We start from the raw sequence: 21,081 nt of genomic DNA, 5'->3' as shown, positions 1-21,081 counted from the left end.
AGCCGCGAAACCATGCTCAGCCTGCACCAGGTGGGCAAAAGCTTTGGGCCCAACCGCGTGCTCAAGGGCATTGACCTGACCGTCAGCCACTCCGAGGTGGTATGCCTGATCGGCCCCTCGGGCTCGGGCAAAAGTACCCTGTTGCGCAGCATGGCGTTCCTGGAGGAATACGATGAAGGCCAGGTGCTGATCGAAGGCCAACTGCTCGGTTGGCTGCCTGACACCGGCAAGGGCCGCAAACGCGCGCCCCAGGCCAGCATCAACCAGGTGCGGCAGAACGTCGGCATGGTGTTCCAGCAGTTCAACCTGTGGCCGCACATGACCGCCATCGGCAATGTCAGCGAAGCGCTGCTGCGGGTGCGTAAGCTGGGCAGCAGCGAAGCCCGCAAACGCGCCCTGGCGATGCTCGACAAGGTGGGCCTGGCGCACAAGGCCGACGCTTACCCTGCGCAACTGTCCGGCGGCCAGCAGCAACGGGTGGCCATCGCCCGGGCGTTGGCCATGGAGCCGCACATCATGCTGTTCGACGAACCCACCTCGGCCCTTGACCCAGAGTTGGTCGGCGAAGTGCTGCAGGTGATGAAGACCTTGGCCCGCGAGGGCATGACCATGGTGGTGGTCACCCACGAGATGGGCTTTGCCGCCCAAGTGGCCGACTCCGTGGTATTCCTCGACCAGGGCGAAGTGGTGGCCAAGGGCACGCCACAGCAGATTTTCCACAACGCCGAGCATCCGCGCCTCAAGCAGTTTTTGCAGAACTACCTGGACCGCAATGCCTTCTGGCAAGACAGCAAAGAGAGCGTCGAACTATGAGCCGCCTGGACACCCACAACCCCGACCTGCAGCGCCTGGCCCGGCCGCAAGTCCGCCAATTGGCGAGCTACAACGCCGGCCTTTCTGCCGAAACCGTGCGCGAGCGCTATGGCTTGCAGCGCGTCGCCAAGCTGGGCAGCAACGAGAACCCGCTGGGCCCGGCGCCGGCGGTCAGCACGGCGATGGCCCAGGCCTGCGCCCAGGTGGCGCTCTATCCTGATGCAAACTGTGGCTTGCTGCGCCAGGCGCTGGCGAAAAAACTCCAAGTGCCCACCGATCATTTGGTGTTCGGCAACGGCTCGGAAGACTTGCTCAGTATCATCAGCCGGGTGTTTTTGGACCACGGTGACGAAGTGGTCACGGTGGTGCCGTCTTTTGGCCTGCATTTTATCTACCCGATCGCCGCCGGCGCCCAGGTGATCGGCGTGCCGATGCGCGCCGATGGCAGTTTCGATGTGCCGGCAATGCTCGCTGCGTTGAGCAGCAAGACTCGCCTGCTGATGTTCTCGTGCCCCTCCAACCCGGTGGGCACCACCCTCAATGCCGCCGAGCTGGGCCAATTGCTGGCGGCCCTGCCGGCCGACTGCCTGTTGGTGTTTGACGAAGCCTATTACGAATACGCCCAACACGAAGCCGACTACCCAGACTGCCTGGGCATCATCCAGGCAAGCGGCAAGCCCTTCGTGCTATTGCGCACCTTTTCCAAGGCCTACGCCCTGGCCGGCCTGCGCATCGGCTATGGCATCGTCAGCGACCCGCTGCTGGCCGACTTGATCGACCGCCTGCGCACACCCTTCAATATCAACCGCGTGGCCCAGGCCGCAGCCTTGGCCGCCTTGGCCGACGAAGCGCACCTGAACCGGGGCTTGGCCCATGTCGCCAGCGAACGCACGCGCATGGCCCAGGCATTGGCTCAGTTGGAGGTTCACGCCGTTCCCTCCCACGCCAATTTCCTGTACTTTGCCACCCCGTTCGAGGCCGAGGCGCTGAACCTCGCGCTGCTGGCCGAGGGCGTGATCGTCAAGCCTTGGCGTGAAGCCCGTTACACCCGGTACCTGCGCGTGTCGATTGGCAGCGTCGAAGACAACGACCTGTTCCTGGCGGCATTGGCCAAGGTGCTGGCCACTGAACACAAGCGGACCTCCGGCTGATGAAAAACCCACCGCAAGCCCTGTACCAGCGCGCCAAGGATTACGTGCAAGGCAAACTGCGCGCAGGCGATTGGAAGCCCGGCGACCTGATCCCCTCGGAGAACCGCCTGGTGCAAGAGCTGGGCATGTCGCGCATGACGGTCAACCGCGCCTTGCGTGAACTGACCGAAGAAGGCCACCTGCTGCGTATCTCCGGGGTCGGCACCTTTGTCGCCGAGAGCAAGCCGCAGTCCAACCTGCTGCGCATCACCAACATCGCCGACGAAATCATCGCCCGCGGCCACCGCTACCAATGCCAGGTGCTGCACCTGGGCCGCGAGTCAGCGAGCATGGCGGTCGCGGCCGCGCTGTCGCTACCCACCGGCGCTTCGGTATTCCACCTGCTGTGCGTGCACCTGGAAGAAGGCGTGCCGGTGCAGTTGGAAGACCGCTACGTGAACCCCGAACTGGTGCCCGAATTTGCCCAGCAAGCCTTTGGCGAGCAACTGCAACCGGCGCGCTACCTGCTGCAGGTACTGCGGCCCAGCGAGATGGAACATATCGTCGAAGCCGACCACCCCACTAGCGATGAGGCGCGGCATCTGCAGATCGACGTGACCGAAGCGTGCCTGGTGTTGCTGCGGCGCACTTGGAACAGCGGGAAGGTGGTGACGTATGTACGGTTGGTGCACCCATCGTCGCGGTATCGGCTGGGCAGCCGGATGGCGGTGAATGGCGCTCAAAGGGATAGCTGAACCCTTCGCGGATAAATCCGCTCCTACAGCCCCCTGTAGGAGCGGATTTATCCGCGAATGCCCTACAAAAACACAGACGAAAAAAAAGGCGCCCTTCGCAGGTCGCCTTTTTTTCTGAATATGGTCGGGGTAAGGGGATTCGAACTCCTGACATCCTGCTCCCAAAGCAGGCGCGCTACCGGACTGCGCTATACCCCGGTACAAAAAAGGCACCCATAAGGCGCCTTTTTCGCTGCCTGACGCTGTTACACGTCAGGGCTTTTAAGATCTGACCCGGCGTACCGAATCAAAAATGGTGGGTCGTGTGGGATTCGAACCTACGACCAATTGGTTAAAAGCCAACTGCTCTACCAACTGAGCTAACGACCCAAAAATGGTCGGGGTAAGGGGATTCGAACTCCTGACATCCTGCTCCCAAAGCAGGCGCGCTACCGGACTGCGCTATACCCCGATATGAAATTTGGCTCCGTGACCAGGACTCGAACCTGGGACCCAATGATTAACAGTCATTTGCTCTACCGACTGAGCTATCACGGAACTATCAATTTCAGTACTGCAAGTTTCAAGATTGTATCGCTACCGCCTTGAACTCTTCGGCTTTCCCGCATCGCTGCGTTAGTGCCTCTGAGGCGCGCTATTCTACAATTTTCAAAACCCTTGTCAACCCCTAAGTTTCATTCAACACACTGAATTTTCAACTTTTTTCAGATCCCCGGTGAAGCGTGGTGATCTGCGTGGCGACTTACAGCGGGGCGCACTTTACTAGCAACGAATTGAAAATGCAAAGAAAAATCTCATGGCATTTTCGAAACCGGCGCAGGCCGGGGGTTTGCGCCCCAGGCCTGGCCTTTTGCTCAAGCAAACACGATCTCGTCGCCTTCCACCTTGGCCTGCACGCTGCTGCCCGGCAGGAACTGCCCGGACAAGATCAGTTGCGCCAACGGGTTCTCGATCCAACGCTGGATCGCCCGTTTCAGCGGCCGTGCACCGTACACCGGGTCGTAACCCACGGCGATCAGCTTGTCCAACGCCTCGGCGGTCAACTCCAGGCTCAGGTCGCGCTCGGCCAGGCGGCTGCGCAGGCGGCCCAACTGGATCTGGGTGATGCCGGCGATCTGGTCGCGAGCCAGCGGCTCGAACACCACCACCTCGTCGATACGGTTGACGAACTCGGGGCGAAAGTGCGAACTCACCGCATCCATCACCGCCGCACGCTGCGCCTCGCGATCACCCACCAGCTCCTGAATCTGCGCCGAGCCCAGGTTGGAGGTCATCACGATCACCGTGTTACGGAAGTCCACCGTGCGCCCGTGGCTGTCGGTCAGGCGGCCGTCTTCCAGCACCTGCAGCAACACGTTGAACACGTCTGGGTGGGCCTTCTCGACCTCGTCCAGCAGCACCACCGAGTACGGCTTGCGACGCACCGCTTCGGTCAGGTAACCGCCCTCCTCGTAGCCCACGTAACCTGGTGGTGCGCCGATCAACCGCGCCACGGAATGCTTCTCCATGAACTCGGACATGTCGATGCGCACCATCGCCTCTTCGGTATCAAAGAGGAACTCGGCCAACGCCTTGCACAGCTCGGTTTTACCGACGGCCGGTGGGGCCCAGGAACATAAACGAGCCACTTGGGCGGTTCGGGTCCGACAGCCCGGCACGGGAGCGCCGCACGGCATTGGAAACGGCCACCACGGCCTCGTTCTGGCCGATCACACGTTGGTGCAACAGGCTTTCCATTTTCAACAGCTTCTCGCGCTCGCCTTCGAGCATTTTCGAGACGGGGATGCCGGTCCACTTGGACACCACTTCGGCGATCTCTTCCTCGGTGACCTTGCTGCGCAGCAACTGGTTGTCGCTTTTACCGTGCTGGTCGACCATCTGCAGGCTGCGCTCCAGGTCCGGGATAATCCCGTACTGCAGCTCGGCCATGCGGCTCAGGTCGCCCCGCCGGCGCGCGGCTTCCAGCTCCTGGCGCGATTGCTCGATCTTCTGCTGGATCTGCGCGGAGCCCTGCACTTCGGCTTTTTCCGAGGTCCAGATCTCTTCCAGGTCCGAATACTCACGCTCCAAGCGCTGGATTTCTTCCTGCAGTTTTTCCAGGCGCTTGATCGCCGCGTCGTCGTCTTCTTTCTTCAAGGCCTGGGATTCGACCTTCAGTTGGATCAGACGGCGCTCAAGGCGGTCCAGCACTTCGGGCTTGGAGTCGATCTCCATGCGGATGCGGCTGGCGGCCTCGTCGATCAGGTCGATGGCCTTGTCCGGCAACTGACGATCGGTGATATAGCGATGGCTGAGCTTGGCCGCGGCAATGATCGCGCCGTCGGTGATCGCCACCTTGTGGTGAACCTCGTAGCGCTCTTTAAGGCCACGCAGGATGGCAATGGTGTCTTCCTCGCTCGGCTCGTCCACCAGCACTTTCTGGAAGCGCCGCTCCAGGGCCGCGTCTTTCTCGATGTACTGGCGGTACTCATTCAACGTGGTCGCGCCCACGCAATGCAGCTCGCCGCGGGCCAGGGCCGGTTTGAGCATGTTGCCCGCGTCCATCGAGCCTTCGCCTTTACCGGCGCCGACCATGGTGTGCAACTCGTCGATGAACAGAATGATCTGCCCTTCCTGCTTGGACAGCTCGTTGAGCAGGCCTTTGAGGCGCTCTTCGAACTCGCCGCGAAACTTCGCGCCGGCGATCAGCGAGCCCATGTCCAGGGACAACAGCCGCTTGCCGCGCAGGCCATCCGGCACTTCGCCGTTGATGATGCGCTGGGCCAGGCCTTCGGCAATGGCGGTTTTACCCACGCCAGGCTCACCGATCAGCACGGGGTTGTTCTTGGTGCGGCGCTGCAACACCTGAATAGTGCGGCGGATTTCGTCGTCACGGCCGATCACCGGGTCCAGCTTGCCTTCTTCGGCGCGCTTGGTGAGGTCCACGGTGTACTTTTCCAAGGCCTGGCGGGACTCTTCGGCGTTGGGGTCATTGACCGCATCGCCACCGCGCAGGTTGGTGATGGCATTTTCCAGGGCCTTCTTGCTCACGCCCTGGCCGAGCAGCAACTTGCCCAGCTTGCTGTTCTCGTCCATGGCGGCCAGCAATACCAACTCGCTGGAAATGAACTGGTCGCCCTTCTGCTGGGCCAGGCGGTCGGCCTGATTGAGCAGGCGCGCCAGGTCCTGGGACATGTTCACGTCGCCCGTGGGGTTCTGGATTTTTGGCAGTTGGTCGAGCTCTTTGCTCAATGCCTTGCGCAGGCTGTTCACGTCAAAGCCTGTCTGCATCAACAGCGGCTTGATCGAGCCACCCTGCTGGTCGAGCAGAGCTTGCATCAAATGCGCCGGCTCAATGCCGGGGTGGTCCATGCCGACGGCCAGGGATTGGGCGTCGGACAAGGCTAACTGCAACTTGCTGGTTAAACGGTCTATACGCATAAGTCACCTTCCTGATGGGCAGGCCGGAGCAATGAACACACCTGTAAAGAAAACCTGCCGAGATACCGCTATAGATGCGGACGATTGCGCAGGATTCAAGCTTAGCGGATGTATTGCCCTACCCTGTGGGCTATTCCAGCCACACCAACGAGGCAAACCGCCCGGTACGCGCACCACGACGGTAAGAGTAGAAGCGCGAGTCGCTCACGGTGCAAAAACCACCGCCATACACCGCTTCAATGCCGTGGGCTGCCAGGCGCAGGCGCGCCAGGGCATAGATGTCGGCAATGAACTTGCCAGGCTGGGCACCCGGCACAAAGGCTTGATCGCTTTGCGGATGCGTGGCGATAAACGCCTCGCGCACCTCGGCGCCCACCTCGAACGCTTGCGCGCCAATGGCCGGGCCCAACCACACCAGGATGTCTTCACCCGGCACCTGCAAGCTATCGGCCGCAGCTTCCAGCACTCCCGCTGCCAACCCGCGCCAGCCGGCATGGGCCGCCGCGACGCGGGTGCCGGCACGGTCGCAAAACAGTGCTGGCAGGCAATCAGCGGTCATCACCGTGCAGGCAATGCCCGGCGTTGCGGTCCAACTGGCGTCGGCCTCGGCGATTTCATCGGGGTTGGCGTGGGCCACGGCAACGCCATGAACCTGGCTCAACCAGGCAGGCTTTATGCCGAAATGATCGCTAAGCCGCCGGCGATTCTCGGCGACCGCGGCAGGCGCATCGCCCACGTGATCGCCCAGATTCAAGGATTCGAACGGCGCCAGGCTGACGCCGCCTGCGCGGGTGGTCACGCAGGCCTTGACCCAGGCTGGCGCAGGCCAATCCGGGGTCAACAGGCTGTGCGTGAAGTCATTCACCCGACAAACGCCTCGCGATCCTGCTTGAGCAGGGTCAGCAGCCAGACCAGGTCGTCGGGCAGCGGCGATTCCCAGTTCATGCGCACACCCGTGGTCGGGTGGGTCAGTTCCAGGAAGCGTGCATGCAGGGCCTGGCGCGGGAAGGTCTTGAGCGCCTCGACCATGGTCGGGTTGGCTGCCGGCGGAATGCGGAAGCGACCGCCGTAGGCCGGGTCACCCACCAACGGGAAGTTGATGTGCGACATGTGCACGCGGATCTGGTGGGTACGCCCGGTTTCCAGCTTGACCCGCACGTGCGTGTGGGAACGGAAACGCTCCAGCACGCGATAGTGGCTGACGGCAGGTTTGCCACCTTCCATCACCGCCATGCGCTGGCGCTGCTGGCCATGGCGACCGATCGGGGCGTTGATTTTGCCCCCGGCCGTCACCACACCAATGACGATACATTCATAAATCCGACTAACGGTACGATTTTGTAGCTGCGTAACCAGTTGAGTCTGAGCCTGAATGGTCTTGGCGACCACCATCAGACCGGTGGTGTCCTTGTCCAGGCGATGCACGATACCCGCGCGCGGCACATTGATAATGTCCGGCACGTGGTGCAGCAAGGCGTTGAGCAAGGTGCCATCGGCATGCCCGACGGCCGGGTGGACCACCAGGCCGGACGGCTTGTTGATGACAAGGATCTGGTCGTCTTCGTAGACGATGTCCAGTTCGATGTCCTGGGCAACCCACTCGCCCTGGGCTTCCTGTTCAGCGTTCAGTTCGAGGATCGCGCCGCCATGAACGATGTCACGCGGGCGTACTACGCCCCCGTCCACAGTCAGGAGGCCTTCTTTGATCCAGGCGGAAAGGCGCGAGCGCGAGTGCTCAGCGAACATTTGTGCGGCGACTTGATCGAGGCGTTGGCCGCCCAATTCGGACGGCACCTCTGCGCGAAGTTGTATGATCTCGGACATGCTCGGACTAGGCGGCGGCACAGCCTTTGGTTTCGGCTGCACGCTTGTGGTTAAATACGGCGTCTTTTGCCCCGAGGGTTCCACGGGGCGCCCATCATAACAGGACGGCCACGCCCAAGACAGCGGCCGTCATAGGGACGCTAGCCGCCATGCAAGTGAAACACCTGCTGCTGATCGCCATCCTCGGACTTACTGCCGCCTGTTCGTCGAAGAAGGAAGTTGTCGACGAAAACCTGAGCGAAGTCGAGTTGTACCAGCAGGCACAGGCCGACCTGGACAACCATAGCTATACCAGCGCGACCGCCAAGCTCAAGGCGCTGGACTCACGCTACCCGTTCGGCCGCTACGCCGACCAGGCCCAGTTGGAGCTGATTTACGCCAACTACAAGAACTCGGAGCCGGAGGCCGCGAAGTCTGCTGCCGAACGTTTCATCCGCCTGCACCCCCAGCACCCGAACGTCGACTACGCCTACTACCTCAAGGGCCTGACCTCGTTCGACCAGGACCGTGGCCTGCTGGCGCGCTTCCTGCCGCTGGACATGACCAAGCGTGACCCGGGCGCTGCCCGCGACTCCTACAACGAGTTCGCCCAGCTGACCAGCCGCTACCCCAACAGCCGCTACTCACCGGATGCCAAGCAGCGCATGGTCTACCTGCGCAACCTGCTGGCCTCCTACGAGATCCACGTGGCCGACTACTACCTGACCCGTCAGGCGTATGTAGCCGCTGCCAACCGTGGCCGTTACGTGGTGGAAAACTTCCAGGAAACCCCATCGGTCGGCGACGGCCTGGCGGTGATGGTCGAGGCCTACCAGCGTCTGCACCTGGACGACCTGGCCGCTACCAGCCTGGAAACCCTGAAGCTGAACTACCCCAACCACCCAAGCCTGAAGGATGGCGAGTTCGTGCCGCAGCAGGCCGAAGCGGACAACCGCTCGTGGCTGTCCAAGGCCACCCTGGGCCTGGTGGGCTCCGAGCCGCCGCTGCCGCCGGGTGAAACCCGTGGCAACCAGGAAGTCGTCAAGCAATACGAAGACGCCAAGGAAGCCATCCCGCACGAACTGCTGCCTAAGGATCAGGGCGGTACGCTGGAAGACCAGCCTGCCGAGCCTGCCGCCGACGCAGCACCGGCCAAGCGCTCATGGTTCAGCCACCTGACGTTCGGTTTGTTTGACTGATCGTTGCGGTGAGTTAAAAAAGGCGGCCTTCGGGCCGCTTTTTTTTGTGGTGTGCTTTTCGCGGATAAATCCGCCTCTACAGTGGGCAGGTCCGCAAACCTGGGCATACAAAACGAAGCTTGCTGACCGCTCGCCCCCCTCCTACACTGCCCGCTCTTCCCCGCCTGAGCCGTTCATCATGATTCGCCTGATTTTCTGGATCGTCATCGTTTTTGCCGGCATTTGGCTGTGGCGCAAATTCAAGGCTGGCGTTTCCCAGCCACAAAGCCCTCCCGGGCAGAAAACCCTGCAAATGGTGCGTTGCGCCCATTGCGGCGTGCACCTGCCCCACGACCGTGCCCTGCACCGTGGCCAAGAGTGGTATTGCAGCCAAGCACACCTGGAGCAGGGCCCAGGCCCACGTGAACGCTGAAACCCTGACCCCGGGCGGGCCTCAGGCGCAGCGCATGCTGCGCCTGTATCACCTGTACCGCCTGACCATCGGTATCACCCTGGTGCTGCTGATATCCAGCGACATGGACGACCGCTTGCTGGAACTGGCCGAAGGCCACTGGTTTCGCATCGGCAGCTGGGCCTACCTGCTGATCAACCTGCTGTTGGTAGTGCTGGTGGAGAACCTGCGCTACCGCGGCCAGGTGTTTGGCGTAGCGCTGTTCGACATCCTCATGCTGGCCGGGCTGTTCTACGCCGGGGGCGGCACCGCCAGCGGCATCGGCAACCTGATGGTGGCGTCGGTGGCCATGAGCAACCTGCTGCTGCGCGGCCGCGCCGGCCTGATGATTGCCGCGCTGGGCTCGATCGGCGTCATCTACCTGACCTTCTACCTCAACTTCAGCCACCCCTCGCCCATCAGCAACTACGTGCAGGCCAGCACCCTGGGCGTGCTGTGTTTCGCGGTGGCGCTGTTGGTGCAAGCCCTGACGCGCCTGCTGCGCACCAGCGAAAGCCTGGCCGAGCAACGCGCCAGCGCCGTGACCAACCTGGAAGAGCTCAACGCGCTGATTTTGCAACGCATGCGCACCGGCATCCTGGTACTGGACACCGTCAACCGGGTACTGCTGGCCAACGAGGGCGCGCTGAAACTGGTGGGCCGCTATAACCTCACCGGCAAACTGATCACTGCCTACTCCCCCGACTTGATCGAGCGGCTGTTGCAGTGGCAGAACAACCCGACCCTGCGCCTGCCCAGCCTGAAATTCAGCCCCACCGGGCCCACGGTGCAAGCCAGCTTCATTTCCCTGCGCCGTGGCGACCAGCAGCAAACCCTGGTGTTTCTAGAAGACATTTCGCAAATCGCCCAGCAGGCCCAGCAACTCAAGCTGGCCGCCCTGGGCCGCCTGACCGCTGGCATCGCCCACGAAATTCGCAACCCGCTGGGCGCCATCAGCCACGCCGGCCAGCTGCTGCAAGAGTCCGAAGCCCTGGACAGTGCCGATCGGCGCCTGACCCAAATCATCCAGGACCAGTCCAAGCGGATGAACCTGATCATCGAAAACGTGCTGCAGCTGTCCCGTCGCCGCGAGGCCGCACCGCAGTTACTCGACCTCAAGGCGTACCTGGAACAGTTTCTCGCCGAGTTCCGCGCCACCGCCCGCTCCCACGAACAGTTGCACCTGTACGTCAGCGACGGCCCACTCGAAACCCGCATGGACCCGCACCAACTGACCCAAGTGCTGACCAACCTGGTGGAAAACGCCCTGCGCTACAGCGCCCACACCCATGGCCGCGCCCAGGTGTGGCTGAACCTGTTCGTGGAACCGACCAACGGTCTGCCGATCCTCGACGTTCTCGACGACGGCCCCGGGGTTACGCCCGAACAACTGGAGCACCTGTTCGAGCCGTTTTTTACCACCGAGGCCAAAGGCACCGGGCTTGGGCTGTATATTTCCCGGGAGCTGTGCGAAAGCAATCAGGCCCACCTAGACTACAAACCACGTGAAAGAGGCGGCAGTTGCCTGCGCATCACTTTCGCCCATGCACGCAAACTGAGTTGAACATGAGCCCACGGCAAAAAGTCCTGATCGTCGATGATGAGCCGGATATCCGCGAACTCCTGGAAATCACCTTGGGGCGGATGAAGCTCGACACCCGCAGCGCCCGCAACGTCAAGGAAGCCCGCGACTGGCTGGGCCGCGAAGCCTTTGACCTGTGCCTGACCGACATGCGCCTGCCCGATGGCACCGGGCTGGACCTGGTGCAACACATCCAGCAGCGCCATTCACAGGTGCCGGTGGCGATGATCACCGCCTACGGCAGCCTCGACACCGCCATTAACGCGCTGAAAGCCGGGGCCTTCGACTTCCTCACCAAGCCGGTGGACCTGGCCCGCCTGCGCGAGCTGGTCGGCACCGCGTTGCGCCTCAATGGCCCCACGGGCGAGTCGCCCACCATCGATGACCGCCTGCTGGGCGACTCGCCGCCCATGCTGGCGCTGCGCAAGCAAATCGGCCGTCTGGCCCGCAGCCAGGCGCCGGTGTACATCAGTGGCGAGTCGGGCAGCGGCAAGGAACTGGTCGCCCGGCTGATCCATGAGCAGGGGCCGCGCTGCGATGCGCCGTTCGTGCCGGTCAACTGTGGCGCCATCCCGTCGGAGTTGATGGAGAGCGAGTTTTTTGGCCACCGCAAAGGCAGCTTCACCGGTGCCGTCGAAGACAAACCCGGGCTGTTCCAGGCCGCCCACGGTGGCACGCTGTTCCTCGACGAAGTCGCCGACCTGCCGTTGACCATGCAGGTCAAGCTGCTGCGGGCGATCCAGGAAAAAGCCATCCGCAGCATCGGTGGGCAAACCGAAACCGTGGTCGACGTGCGCGTGCTGTGTGCCACCCACAAGGATTTGAACGCCGAAGTCGAGGCCGGGCGCTTTCGCCAAGACCTCTACTACCGCCTGAACGTGATCGAGCTGCGCGTGCCGTCCTTGCGCGAGCGCCGCGAAGACATCGGCCTGCTGGCCGGCAAGGTGCTCAAGCGCCTGGCCCTGGGCAGCGGCTCGCCACCGGTGCAAATCAGCACCCAGGCCATGGAAACCCTCAAGGGCTATCGCTTCCCCGGCAACGTGCGTGAGCTTGAGAACATGCTCGAACGCGCCTACACCCTGTGTGAGAACGAACGCATCGAAGCCAGCGACCTGCGCTTGGCCGAATGCTCGCCGGGCAAGGACGGTGGTGAGCTGGACCTGACCAAGATCGACAACCTGGAAGATTATTTGGAAGGGATCGAGCGCAAGCTGATCCTGCAGGCCTTGGAGGAGACTCGCTGGAACCGCACGGCGGCGGCGCAGCGGTTGAATTTGTCGTTCCGGTCGATGCGTTACCGGTTGAAAAAATTGGGCTTGGATTGAGGCGTTTTTTTCGCGGATAAATCCGCTCCTACAGAAGGAATACAATCGTCTGTAGGAGCGGATTTATCCGCGAAGAGGCCCTCACCCCAACCGCGCGCCCGGATCGTAAGGCGCCGGATCAATAATCGGCGCACGCCCCAGCATCAAGTCGGCAAACAGCTGGCAAGAGGCCGGCGCCAGCACCAAGCCGTTGCGGTAATGCCCGCAGTTCAGCCAAAGCCCGTCAAACCCCGCCAGCGGCCCGATAAACGGAATGCCTTCCGGTGACCCCGGCCGCAGCCCAGCCCAGTGCCCTACCGGCGTGGCGTTCGCCAGGGCCGGCAATAACTCCACCGCCGAGGCCTTGAGGCTTTCCAGCGCGCTCAGCGTCGGCGTCTTGTCGTAGCCCTCATGCTCCAGGGTGCTGCCGATCAAAATGTGCCCATCGCGCCGTGGGATCGCGTAGCGCCCCTTGGCCAGCACCATGGCCGGCAAAAAGTCTGCATCGCACTTGTACAGAATCATCTGGCCTTTCACCGGTTCCACCGGCAAGTCCACGCCCAAGGTGCGCAGCAGGTCGCCGCTCCAGGCCCCGGCCGTCAATACCACCTGATCGGCCCGCAACTCGCCCTGGGCCGTGTGCACGCCCACGACTTGCGCGCCATCACGGATAAATCCGCCCACCTCGCACTGCTCGCGCAAGGTCACGTTGGGCAGCGCGCGCAACGCCGCCTGCAACGATTTGACCAACCGCGGGTTACGCACGTTGGCCACGTCGGCCATGTAGATCGCCCGCGAATAACCAGCGCCAAGCACAGGCACGGCGTCGTAGGTGGCCGACATGTCTACCACGCTCAACGGGCGGTTCTGGCGCGCAGCCCAAGCCAGGGCCTCGGCTTCGTCGTCCAGGTCCAGCCAGTAAAGGCCAGTGGTGTGCACCTCGGGGTCCAGCCCGGTGCTGGCAAACAAACGCTCGCCCAGGTGCGGGTAGAAGTCTTGCGACCAATGCGCCAGCGCGGTGACTGCCGGGCTGTAGCGCCACGGGTACAGCGGCGAGACGATACCGCCGCCGGCCCAAGAAGATTCCTGGCCCAGCCCGGAACGGTCGAGAACGGTAACGTGCTTGACCTCGGGGGCGAGGTTCAACGCGGTCAGCAGCCCGATGACACCGGCGCCGACGATGATGATTTCCTGTTGCTTGGGCATGGTGGGTCCAGACAGAAGGTTAACGACCCCAGCAGGTCGCTACGGTAGCGGTGGCATTGGTGTTCTGACGCAGGCCGGTGTTGTCGATGACAAAACTGCCGCAGGCGTCGCCTGCCATCATTGTCCCCGCAATGGGTGCGGCCGTCAGTGTAAACGAAGTCGCGCTGCGCACCGGTGTCACGCTGTACCAGGCGTTACCTACCGGGTCGGCCAGTGTTTGCGTGCCGTTGGCGTAGCTGCCGGTCTTGGAATAAAAACGCTCCAGGTTTTGCGCCGACTCGGACAACGCCTCGGCTATCTCGTAGCGGTGCGCCCGTTTCACGTAGTTGGTGTACAGCGGATAGGCGATCGCCGCCAGAATACCAATAATCGCGACTACGATGACCAACTCGATCAAGGTAAAGCCTTGGCTGGGTTTACGCATGGTGTCGTTCCTTCATTGAATTTGTCGCCACATGATTCGCTGGCCATTGGTGGCCGTGCCAACCGGCCCACCGAGCCCAGTGTTGATGGGGTTGCCGCTGGAGTCGGTACCGACCATTTCCTGGGTCGCAGCCCCGGTGGTGGTCAGGGCACCGGAGGAAGCGCCGGTGGCGCTGAAACTGATGATGGCATTGATCCGCGGAATGCCCGTGGTGGTCAGGTAACCACTGGTGCGGGTGTCACTGGTGTTATACAAGCCGTCGCCACTGGTATCGAGTACCACGTAGCTCAGCTTGCTACCACTGAGAGCATCGAGGATGAACGTGGCACCAGAGCCTTGCGTCGAGCACACGTCTGCAGCCGTGACCCCGGCGGTGGTGAAAATAATCCGCCCGTTGCTGTAGATCGCCTGGTAGATCACCCGTTGCCCGGTCAACGTCGTGCCGTAGACGATCGGAAGGTACCAGCCCTTCTTGGTGGTGTAGTCGACGGTGTTTTCCGTGGTGTTGAGGTACTGGGTGGTGCCTGAGGTTATCAGCCCTGTCACCGATTGCGCCTGCAGGTTGGCCACCGTGTAGTTGCCCGTGCCGCCGTCGGCGTCCCAGATGGCATAGAAACCCTGGGCATCGGTGGTGGTGCGGTCGGCGGTTTCGTTGAACTTGCCGGTGCCGATGTAGACCATTTTGCCGCTGGTGGAGTTGGTGACCAGCAAGGGTTGCGCGGTGATCGGCTGGGTGGTGGTGCCGGGCGCCGTGAACAGCGGTTTGCCAGAAAATGCGGTGGTCCAGGCGCTGGTCGAAGAACTGCTCAGGTCAAACTTCCACACTCGTCCTTTCAGGTCGCCAGCGTAGGCTGCCTGAACGATATTGTTGCCATCCACCTTGAGTTTCACCGACGACAGGCCGTTTGTGGTTTCGGTCTTGTCGACCACGATCTCGGTGATCAGCGAACCATCCACCAAGCTCACCACATAGAGAGACGCGACCCCAGAGTTGCTGCCGTAACCATTGGCAATGAACGCTGCCCAGTCACCATTGGGCAAGCGCGCGACTTCCGGGCGGGCGTAGGCATAACCCAGATCGTTATACACGTTGCTGGTGTTGGCGGTGGCCGGTGCGCGGATTTCCCACAATGCCTTGATGGTGTTGCCTGCGGTGGCGTCGTACAACTGGATGGCGTAGAACGCCTTGCCTCCCGCCCCCGTACCGCCCAGGGCCAGGGTTTTCCACCCACCGCTGACAATGGCATCACTGACGTTGATCTGGCCGTCATTAAGGAATACGTGGGAGTTGCCGTTGATGTAACCGGCGTCTGCCACCTTCACCAGCGAGGCCAGCGCCGTGGACGGCATGTAGGCATAGCGCCGGCTGAAGTCCGTGGGGTTGATCACGTTGGTGAAACCGTCGTTGGCGTTGGCAATCAGGCTGGCATTCATGCCCTTGGCCTTTGCCGTGAGATAGGTGGTGTAGCTGGTATTACCAGTGAAATCCGACGCGGTCTTGTCACTGGGCGAGGCCAGGGTCAGCGGCGAGTTGATCACATCACCCAGCAGATACGTACGGGTCTTGAGGCCCGTGGCGTTGGTGCCCTTGCTCCACTCCACCAGTTGAGTTGCCGTGACACCCGTGGGCAGGCCGGTCGCCAAGGTGGTTTGCTGCGCCGGGGAAAAGTTGCCCAGCGCCATGGTGATCGACTTGGCTGGCGACACGTCCGGGTTCCATGACTCGAACAACGGTGTGGTGGAGCCTGGGATCAGGGTTTTATCGGTACTCAAGGTCGCCGTGGTACTGATCGCACCCGTGGTGCTGCTGACCGCATAGGCATTGACCGTGCCGTGCCAATCGGCTGGGTTGTAGAGCGTCTGATAGTAGTAGGTGCTCGAGGTCAAGGTCGACGAACTGGCCGAGCCACCGCCCCCGGAGCCTGCCTTGGAGGTAATGTCGCTGAGGGCCGAGCCCAGTGCCGTGGAAAGGCTGGCGCTGTCGGTGGCCTGGTAATACTTGCCCTGGCCGTAGCTGGCCGCCGCAGATAGCATGTCGTTACTGGCCGTGAACCCCACCGTATAGGTCAGCAGGTTCTGCTTGGTAAAGTCCGTGGCATCCCAACTGGTACCGGTCAGGTCCGTGCCGTTGGCCGCCGTACGCATGTCGATGTCATAGGCAAACTTGGCAATGTCATCCAGGTACAGCGTGTCGCCCTCGCTGTCGCCATTGAGGTTGTTACCGTCGTTGTTCACCTTGTCCCAGTTAGGCAGGTTGCTGCCACCCAGTGGGTCGTTGGTGGGGAACGTACGGTCGTAGGTGGGCAAGCCGTCGGTGATCACCACGCCGAAGTTTTTCTGGCAGCGGTACTGGATGGGGCTGGTGTAAGTCAGCGATGACGAGTTGTAGTAGGAGGTCATGCCGCGAAAGTAGCGGGTGATCTCGTAATAGGTCTCGGCCAACGGGGTGTTGGCCACCGCGGCCAGGCCATTGATGGAGCTGATCAGGTTGTTGTAGTTGGTAGTGGCCTGGGCTGCCGTCGTGGAGCTGGCGGTCGTAGGCCCGGTCACTGCCTGCAGGTCGCTGATGGCTCGGGCAATATAGCCGCCCGGCCCACTGTCCCGGCTGGTGGGCGGGTTGAAGGTAGCCAGGCCGATGCGCAGGTTGGTGTTGCTGGCAACCAACGATTTTGAAACCGTGCGCGCGACGTTGATGCGGTAGTCGTTGGGGATGTTGCCCGTGGTGAAGTCGGTGTTCGAACCATTGGCCTTGGTTATCAGGTAAGCCAGGTAATTGGCGCTGTAGCGGGTGTTGGAGCTGCCTACGGGATCGGGCAGTTTCAGGCACAGTGGTGTGCTCAACGAACCTTTGTAAAAGGCGTAGTAACCACTGGAACACGTGCCGCGGTTAAGGTCTGACAGAAAAATGCTGGTGTCTGTCATGTCCAAGGCTGACGGCGAGCAATTGGAAAAAAATGTCTGGTTGCAGATATACACTTGCACTTGGGTCGCAGTCTGGTCGAAACCCGTGTCCCAGATAATGCTGTTCATACTGCCGGAGTCATCCACCAGCAACATCACGTTGGGCGTCACTGCCGCGGCGCTCAGCAACGGCCCGGAAGACGGCGTGAAGGCGGCAAATGCCGGCATGCCCATGTATACGAGCAGCAGCACCCCGAGCAACGCGCTCAGCCAGCGTGGCGACGAGGTTTTACCACTTGGCATAAATGCTCTCCAGAACCGATTTGGACGTGCCCGAGGTGCCCACCGCAGTCACGCGGTAAAGGCTGGCAGTGGCGTTGCTGGTGGAGGCGTTGACCGGGTTGTTGCTGGTGCCGATGAACTGCACGCCATAGAAACCGGTGCCGGCAGCCACCCAGGTCACCCCAGAGGAGGCATTGGTGCCCGCCACGATCGCCGTTGCCGAGGTGGCCTCCGCCGGCGGCTGGCAGGTCACCACGGAGGTGCATTGCGCCAGGGTGTAACCCACCACCGCCACCGCATTCTCGCCTACCCGCAGCGCCGCCTCGGCCAGCTGGAACGATTCGTTGCGCCGCTGCACGCTGCTGGTCATTTTTTCCTGCAACGTTGCATTCTGCATCGACGAGATGCCGATCATGGTCAGCAGCAATAGCATCACCAGGCTGATCAACAGCACCATGCCGCGCTGGTGGGCGGGACCTGGCAATTGAATGGAGCCCATTCGAACGTTCATCATCTCCCCCTATTGCAGCCGGTTGCGCATGGCCGCGACAACGACGAACTGTTGCGATTTGACCCGGGCATTGGGGTCGGTCAAGGTCAGCGAAATACGCACGCTGCGAATCAGGCTGGGGGACGTGGGGGTAGCCGTATAAGCGCTGACCGAGGTGCTGGTACTGCTGCTGGCCACCCCGAACAGCAGGCTGAAGGCACTGACGTTATTGATCAGTACCGAGCTGGTGCCGCCGCTGACCGTCATCAACTGGTTGTTCTGGTAGGTGTAGAGCGACTTGCGCACGGGAAAGGACAGCATCCCCGCCACGGTTTTGCTCCCGGCATAAGCGGTGGCAGTGGAGTAGCAATCAGTCACCACCGTCCAGTTCGGCGCGGTACTGGAGCCACTGTTGACGCTGCTGACATCGGCCGTGATCAACGTGAGCGTGCTGCTGGTCACCGTACCGACGGTGGTAGTGACGTAGCTGATGGGCAGCAGGTAGGCCGCGGCAAAATCAGCCGCCGTGGCATCCGGCGTCACGGTCGCCAGGCAACCGAACATGCCGGTCATGCGGATTTCCTGGACCATTTTGCTCAGGGCGTAGCGCGCGTCTTCCTGCATGGCTGCCGAAGCGTTCTGGGCCAGGTAGGTGTTTTTCGCCGCGATGAAAATCTGCGTCACGCCCAACACCACGATCAGGCCGATGAGCATCGACACCATCAATTCGATCAGGCCAAAGCCTTGTTCGCGTCTGTTCATGGCGTGGCCACCGCGTCGTCGGCGACCCGACTGGTCAAGGTAAAGGTCTGAATACCCGTGGAACTGCTCGCCGTGTTCGTGGCGTTCACCGATTTGTCAGCGCGGCTGTCATCCCAGTTAATGGTGATGGTGACGACGCGGTTGAAAACGCCAATGCTTGCGGTAGTGGTACTGCCCACGAAGTTGATGAGGCTGGATTTAAAGTCTGCCAGGTCTTGGTCCCGGGCCGCATTGAGATTGGCCGCCGGGGCGTTGTCCAGAGAGGTCAACGCATAGCTGCCATCCGGGTTGGCGCGAATACGGTCCATCATGTCGTAGGCAATGAAACTCACCTGGCTGCGCAAGGAGGAACTGTCGGTGTACTTCAACGCATTAAGCTGAATGGCCGCCGCCCCGAGTAAACCGATGGCCATGATCAGCAGCGCCACCAGCACCTCGATCAGGCTGAAACCGCGCTGTCGATTAGCTCGTTTCATGAGCACGTACCACTCTGGATAACCCGGCCATTGAGGCACACGCTGACGTTACGGGTGGCCGTGCCCTGGGTGTAGGCCAGGGTGAGTGCGGCGGCCGGGTAGTTGAGTGCGCCCAGGTTGTTGAATTCGATGTAGCCCGCGGTACTGACGCTGATCGTCACGGTGGCCTTGCTCGACATCGCCGACACACTGCGCAATGGCGTGGTCAGGTCAGCGGAGGCATAAACGTTCAAGATGCCGTTCCAGGTACCGGCGGTGGCCGGCACCACGCGCACGTTCACGCCGCGGGTGATGGCCTCCAGGCGCGCGTAGTTGAGGGTTCGGTACAGGTCGCTGGTTTCGCTGTCGGCGCGGTTGTTGTTGATCAGGCTGGTGAACGACGGTATGGCGATGGTCGCCAGAATCCCAAGGACCACAACGGTGACAAGCATTTCGATCAAGGTAAAGCCGTTGCGTCTTGAAGCCATTTACCACACTCCCTCCGAATGGCCTGGACTATAAACCAGCAGTACCGCCGGTAAATCCCGCGACAGGATATACGGTTGTTCCAGCCGGATCAGCGTCATGTTCACAGGTTTTGGCATAAATGCCCTGCCCTCTTTTCCAAGGTTGGAAAACAACATGCAACAGCACGGTTTCAATTTGATTCAACTGATGATCAGCCTCGCCATCGTGGCCACGCTGTTTCAACTCGCCAGCCCCACCTTCAGCCGGCTGCTGGAAAACCATCGCCGCGAAGTGCTGGCCAATGAACTGGCCGCCAGCTTGCGCGCGGCCAAGACTGAAGCGGTATTGCGCAGCCAGGACGTACTGATTCATGCCTTGGAAGGTGATTGGAGTGCCGGTTGGCGAATCATCGTCGACATCAGCGGCCAGGGCGCCGCTGACGACAGCAACCCGGTGCTGGTGCAACGCAACGCCAAGATGGCATTCAAGGTGGTGGGTAACCAACCGGTGCAGAGCCACGTACGTTTCACCGGCATGGGCTGGCCGAGGCTGGACGCCGGCGGCTTTCAGGCAGGCACACTGCACCTGTGCGAGGCGGGCGAGCCGTTCAGCCATTACCGGGTGGTATTGTCCCGTTCCGGGCGGATACGGGTAGAAAACCAAAGGGCCGAGGCGGCCCTTTGTTCAGCGTCAGATCAACGAGCGAACACGTAGCTCTTTAGGCATGGAAAACGTGATGTTCTCCTCGCGCCCGGCCAACTCGTCGGCACCGGTCGCGCCCCAGGCCTGCAACTGCTGGATCACGCCGCGCACCAGTACTTCCGGAGCAGAGGCGCCGGCGGTAATGCCGATGCGCTCGACGCCGTCGAACCAGCTTTGCTGCAGGTCTTCGGCGCCGTCGATCAGGTAGGCCGGGGTGGCCATGCGCTCGGCCAGTTCGCGCAGGCGGTTGGAGTTGGAGCTGTTTGGGCTGCCCACTACCAGGACCACGTCGCATTCGTCAGCCAATTGCTTGACCGCGTCCTGGCGGTTTTGCGTGGCGTAGCAGATATCGTCCTTGCGCGGGCCGCCGATGTTCGGGAAGCGCGAGCGCAGGGCATCGATGACGCGGCTGGTGTCGTCCATCGACAGGGTGGTCTGGGTCACGAAGGCGAGCTTGTCGGGGTTGCGCACGTCGAGTGCGGCCACGTCTTTTTCGTCTTCGACCAGGTAAATGGCGCCGCCGTTGCTGGCGTCATACTGGCCCATGGTGCCTTCCACTTCCGGGTGGCCGGCGTGGCCGATCAAAATGCACTCCCGGCCGTCACGGCTGTAGCGTGCCACTTCGATGTGCACCTTGGTCACCAGCGGGCACGTCGCATCGAACACCTTCAGGCCACGGCCAGCGGCTTCCTGGCGTACGGCCTGGGAAACGCCATGGGCGCTGAAGATGACGATGACGTCGTCGGGCACCTGGTCCAGCTCTTCGACGAAGATCGCGCCACGGCTGCGCAGGTCTTCGACGACGAATTTGTTGTGCACCACTTCATGGCGCACGTAGATTGGCGGCCCAAAGACCTCCAACGCGCGGTTGACGATTTCGATCGCCCGGTCCACGCCAGCGCAGAAGCCACGGGGGTTGGCGAGTTTGATTTGCATGCTATGCCTCGTGCTTGCG

Annotated in this window: 18 protein-coding genes, 4 tRNA genes and 1 pseudogene; 8 read left to right on the top strand and 15 right to left on the bottom strand. The window is 61.9% G+C overall.

Annotated elements, in window-relative coordinates:
• Positions 1-12: 12 nt before the first annotated feature.
• From L9B60_RS15915 to hutC, 3 genes are read left to right on the top strand one after another with little or no spacing between them, the layout of a single operon-like run.
• On the top strand, positions 13-813 hold the full coding sequence (locus L9B60_RS15915; RefSeq protein ID WP_249679750.1) for an amino acid ABC transporter ATP-binding protein: 801 nt from the start codon (positions 13-15) through the stop codon (positions 811-813).
• A complete protein-coding gene (gene hisC / locus L9B60_RS15910; RefSeq protein ID WP_249671604.1) occupies positions 810-1,964 on the top strand; it encodes a histidinol-phosphate transaminase in 1,155 nt (384 codons plus the stop codon). Before L9B60_RS15915 ends, hisC begins: the two co-directional genes overlap by 4 nt.
• Positions 1,964-2,698: a histidine utilization transcriptional repressor HutC gene (gene hutC / locus L9B60_RS15905; protein WP_249671603.1), complete on the top strand. Its 735-nt coding sequence runs from the start codon at positions 1,964-1,966 to the stop codon at positions 2,696-2,698. Before hisC ends, hutC begins: the two co-directional genes overlap by 1 nt.
• A gap of 121 nt (positions 2,699-2,819) precedes the next feature.
• Here the strand turns inward: hutC and L9B60_RS15900 are convergent.
• From L9B60_RS15900 to rluD, 7 genes and pseudogenes are all read right to left on the bottom strand, one after another.
• Positions 2,820-2,896: transfer RNA gene (locus L9B60_RS15900), tRNA-Pro, on the bottom strand.
• A gap of 95 nt (positions 2,897-2,991) precedes the next feature.
• Positions 2,992-3,067 (bottom strand) — tRNA-Lys (locus tag L9B60_RS15895).
• A gap of 5 nt (positions 3,068-3,072) precedes the next feature.
• A tRNA-Pro gene (locus L9B60_RS15890) sits at positions 3,073-3,149 on the bottom strand.
• A 10-nt stretch (positions 3,150-3,159) separates the two neighbouring features.
• Positions 3,160-3,235 (bottom strand) — tRNA-Asn (locus L9B60_RS15885).
• A 317-nt stretch (positions 3,236-3,552) separates the two neighbouring features.
• Positions 3,553-6,118 (bottom strand): annotated as a pseudogene (clpB, locus tag L9B60_RS15880) (ATP-dependent chaperone ClpB).
• Between the two features lie 130 nt (positions 6,119-6,248).
• A complete protein-coding gene (gene pgeF / locus L9B60_RS15875; protein WP_249671602.1) occupies positions 6,249-6,983 on the bottom strand; it encodes a peptidoglycan editing factor PgeF in 735 nt (244 codons plus the stop codon).
• Positions 6,980-7,942: a 23S rRNA pseudouridine(1911/1915/1917) synthase RluD gene (rluD, locus tag L9B60_RS15870; protein ID WP_249671601.1), complete on the bottom strand. Its 963-nt coding sequence runs from the start codon at positions 7,940-7,942 to the stop codon at positions 6,980-6,982. The genes pgeF and rluD overlap by 4 nt, the downstream gene beginning before the upstream one ends.
• A 149-nt stretch (positions 7,943-8,091) precedes the next feature.
• On the opposite strand from rluD, the gene L9B60_RS15865 reads away from it, so the two are divergent.
• The 4 genes from L9B60_RS15865 (at position 8,092) to L9B60_RS15850 (ending at position 12,457) form a co-directional block, all read left to right on the top strand.
• Entirely contained in the window at positions 8,092-9,120 is a 1,029-nt protein-coding gene (locus L9B60_RS15865; protein ID WP_249671600.1) for an outer membrane protein assembly factor BamD, read from the top strand.
• Between the two features lie 178 nt (positions 9,121-9,298).
• Positions 9,299-9,532 carry a PP0621 family protein gene (locus L9B60_RS15860; protein WP_249671599.1) on the top strand — a complete coding sequence of 78 codons (234 nt, stop codon included), beginning with the start codon at positions 9,299-9,301 and terminating at the stop codon, positions 9,530-9,532.
• Positions 9,522-11,114 (top strand): sensor histidine kinase, encoded by a 1,593-nt coding sequence (locus tag L9B60_RS15855; protein ID WP_283780516.1) that lies wholly within the window; start codon positions 9,522-9,524, stop codon positions 11,112-11,114. The genes L9B60_RS15860 and L9B60_RS15855 overlap by 11 nt, the downstream gene beginning before the upstream one ends.
• 2 nt (positions 11,115-11,116) lie before the next feature.
• Positions 11,117-12,457: a sigma-54-dependent transcriptional regulator gene (locus tag L9B60_RS15850; protein WP_249671598.1), complete on the top strand. Its 1,341-nt coding sequence runs from the start codon at positions 11,117-11,119 to the stop codon at positions 12,455-12,457.
• An 81-nt stretch (positions 12,458-12,538) separates the two neighbouring features.
• Here the strand turns inward: L9B60_RS15850 and thiO are convergent, their stop codons facing one another.
• From thiO to L9B60_RS15815, 7 genes are read right to left on the bottom strand one after another with little or no spacing between them, the layout of a single operon-like run.
• On the bottom strand, positions 12,539-13,642 hold the full coding sequence (thiO, locus tag L9B60_RS15845) for a glycine oxidase ThiO (protein ID WP_249671597.1): 1,104 nt from the start codon (positions 13,640-13,642) through the stop codon (positions 12,539-12,541).
• Between the two features lie 19 nt (positions 13,643-13,661).
• The gene (locus L9B60_RS15840; protein WP_249671596.1) at positions 13,662-14,066 is read right to left on the bottom strand and encodes a type IV pilin protein; all 405 of its coding nucleotides are present in this window, start codon (positions 14,064-14,066) and stop codon (positions 13,662-13,664) included.
• A gap of 12 nt (positions 14,067-14,078) precedes the next feature.
• Positions 14,079-17,270, bottom strand: a complete 3,192-nt coding sequence (locus tag L9B60_RS15835; RefSeq protein ID WP_249671595.1) for a pilus assembly protein — start codon at positions 17,268-17,270, stop codon at positions 14,079-14,081.
• Positions 17,257-17,760, bottom strand: coding sequence for a pilus assembly PilX family protein (locus tag L9B60_RS15830; protein ID WP_249671594.1), 504 nt, complete (start codon positions 17,758-17,760; stop codon positions 17,257-17,259). Before L9B60_RS15830 ends, L9B60_RS15835 begins: the two co-directional genes overlap by 14 nt.
• Positions 17,761-17,769: 9 nt before the next feature.
• Positions 17,770-18,501 (bottom strand): PilW family protein, encoded by a 732-nt coding sequence (locus tag L9B60_RS15825; RefSeq protein WP_249671593.1) that lies wholly within the window; start codon positions 18,499-18,501, stop codon positions 17,770-17,772.
• Positions 18,498-18,977 (bottom strand): type IV pilus modification protein PilV, encoded by a 480-nt coding sequence (pilV, locus tag L9B60_RS15820; RefSeq protein WP_249671592.1) that lies wholly within the window; start codon positions 18,975-18,977, stop codon positions 18,498-18,500. The genes L9B60_RS15825 and pilV overlap by 4 nt, the downstream gene beginning before the upstream one ends.
• Positions 18,974-19,444, bottom strand: a complete 471-nt coding sequence (locus tag L9B60_RS15815; protein ID WP_249671591.1) for a GspH/FimT family pseudopilin — start codon at positions 19,442-19,444, stop codon at positions 18,974-18,976. Before L9B60_RS15815 ends, pilV begins: the two co-directional genes overlap by 4 nt.
• 154 nt (positions 19,445-19,598) lie before the next feature.
• Between L9B60_RS15815 and L9B60_RS15810 the strand changes: the two genes are divergently transcribed.
• Positions 19,599-20,138, top strand: a complete 540-nt coding sequence (locus L9B60_RS15810; protein WP_249671590.1) for a GspH/FimT family pseudopilin — start codon at positions 19,599-19,601, stop codon at positions 20,136-20,138.
• On the opposite strand, the gene ispH is transcribed toward L9B60_RS15810, so the two are convergent.
• The gene (gene ispH / locus L9B60_RS15805) at positions 20,115-21,062 is read right to left on the bottom strand and encodes a 4-hydroxy-3-methylbut-2-enyl diphosphate reductase (RefSeq protein WP_249671589.1); all 948 of its coding nucleotides are present in this window, start codon (positions 21,060-21,062) and stop codon (positions 20,115-20,117) included. The genes L9B60_RS15810 and ispH overlap by 24 nt on opposite strands.
• Positions 21,063-21,081 lie beyond the last annotated feature (19 nt).

This window comes from Pseudomonas abieticivorans, assembly GCF_023509015.1.
Classification (GTDB): Bacteria; Pseudomonadota; Gammaproteobacteria; order Pseudomonadales; family Pseudomonadaceae; genus Aquipseudomonas; species Aquipseudomonas abieticivorans.
Note: the sequence above shows the minus strand (reverse complement) of the source record. Positions and strands in the feature narration are given on the sequence as shown.

What these genes read in the sequence shown, in the direction of transcription:
- L9B60_RS15915 (WP_249679750.1), top strand. Translation starts at nt 13, where the DNA reads ATGCTCAGCCTGCACCAGGTGGGCAAAAGCTTTGGGCCCAACCGCGTG.
- hisC (WP_249671604.1), top strand. Translation starts at nt 810, where the DNA reads ATGAGCCGCCTGGACACCCACAACCCCGACCTGCAGCGCCTGGCCCGG.
- hutC (WP_249671603.1), top strand. Translation starts at nt 1,964, where the DNA reads ATGAAAAACCCACCGCAAGCCCTGTACCAGCGCGCCAAGGATTACGTG.
- rluD (WP_249671601.1), bottom strand. Translation starts at nt 7,942, where the DNA reads ATGTCCGAGATCATACAACTTCGCGCAGAGGTGCCGTCCGAATTGGGC.
- L9B60_RS15865 (WP_249671600.1), top strand. Translation starts at nt 8,092, where the DNA reads ATGCAAGTGAAACACCTGCTGCTGATCGCCATCCTCGGACTTACTGCC.
- L9B60_RS15860 (WP_249671599.1), top strand. Translation starts at nt 9,299, where the DNA reads ATGATTCGCCTGATTTTCTGGATCGTCATCGTTTTTGCCGGCATTTGG.
- L9B60_RS15850 (WP_249671598.1), top strand. Translation starts at nt 11,117, where the DNA reads ATGAGCCCACGGCAAAAAGTCCTGATCGTCGATGATGAGCCGGATATC.
- thiO (WP_249671597.1), bottom strand. Translation starts at nt 13,642, where the DNA reads ATGCCCAAGCAACAGGAAATCATCATCGTCGGCGCCGGTGTCATCGGG.
- L9B60_RS15840 (WP_249671596.1), bottom strand. Translation starts at nt 14,066, where the DNA reads ATGCGTAAACCCAGCCAAGGCTTTACCTTGATCGAGTTGGTCATCGTA.
- L9B60_RS15835 (WP_249671595.1), bottom strand. Translation starts at nt 17,270, where the DNA reads ATGCCAAGTGGTAAAACCTCGTCGCCACGCTGGCTGAGCGCGTTGCTC.
- L9B60_RS15830 (WP_249671594.1), bottom strand. Translation starts at nt 17,760, where the DNA reads ATGAACGTTCGAATGGGCTCCATTCAATTGCCAGGTCCCGCCCACCAG.
- L9B60_RS15825 (WP_249671593.1), bottom strand. Translation starts at nt 18,501, where the DNA reads ATGAACAGACGCGAACAAGGCTTTGGCCTGATCGAATTGATGGTGTCG.
- pilV (WP_249671592.1), bottom strand. Translation starts at nt 18,977, where the DNA reads ATGAAACGAGCTAATCGACAGCGCGGTTTCAGCCTGATCGAGGTGCTG.
- L9B60_RS15815 (WP_249671591.1), bottom strand. Translation starts at nt 19,444, where the DNA reads ATGGCTTCAAGACGCAACGGCTTTACCTTGATCGAAATGCTTGTCACC.
- L9B60_RS15810 (WP_249671590.1), top strand. Translation starts at nt 19,599, where the DNA reads ATGCAACAGCACGGTTTCAATTTGATTCAACTGATGATCAGCCTCGCC.
- ispH (WP_249671589.1), bottom strand. Translation starts at nt 21,062, where the DNA reads ATGCAAATCAAACTCGCCAACCCCCGTGGCTTCTGCGCTGGCGTGGAC.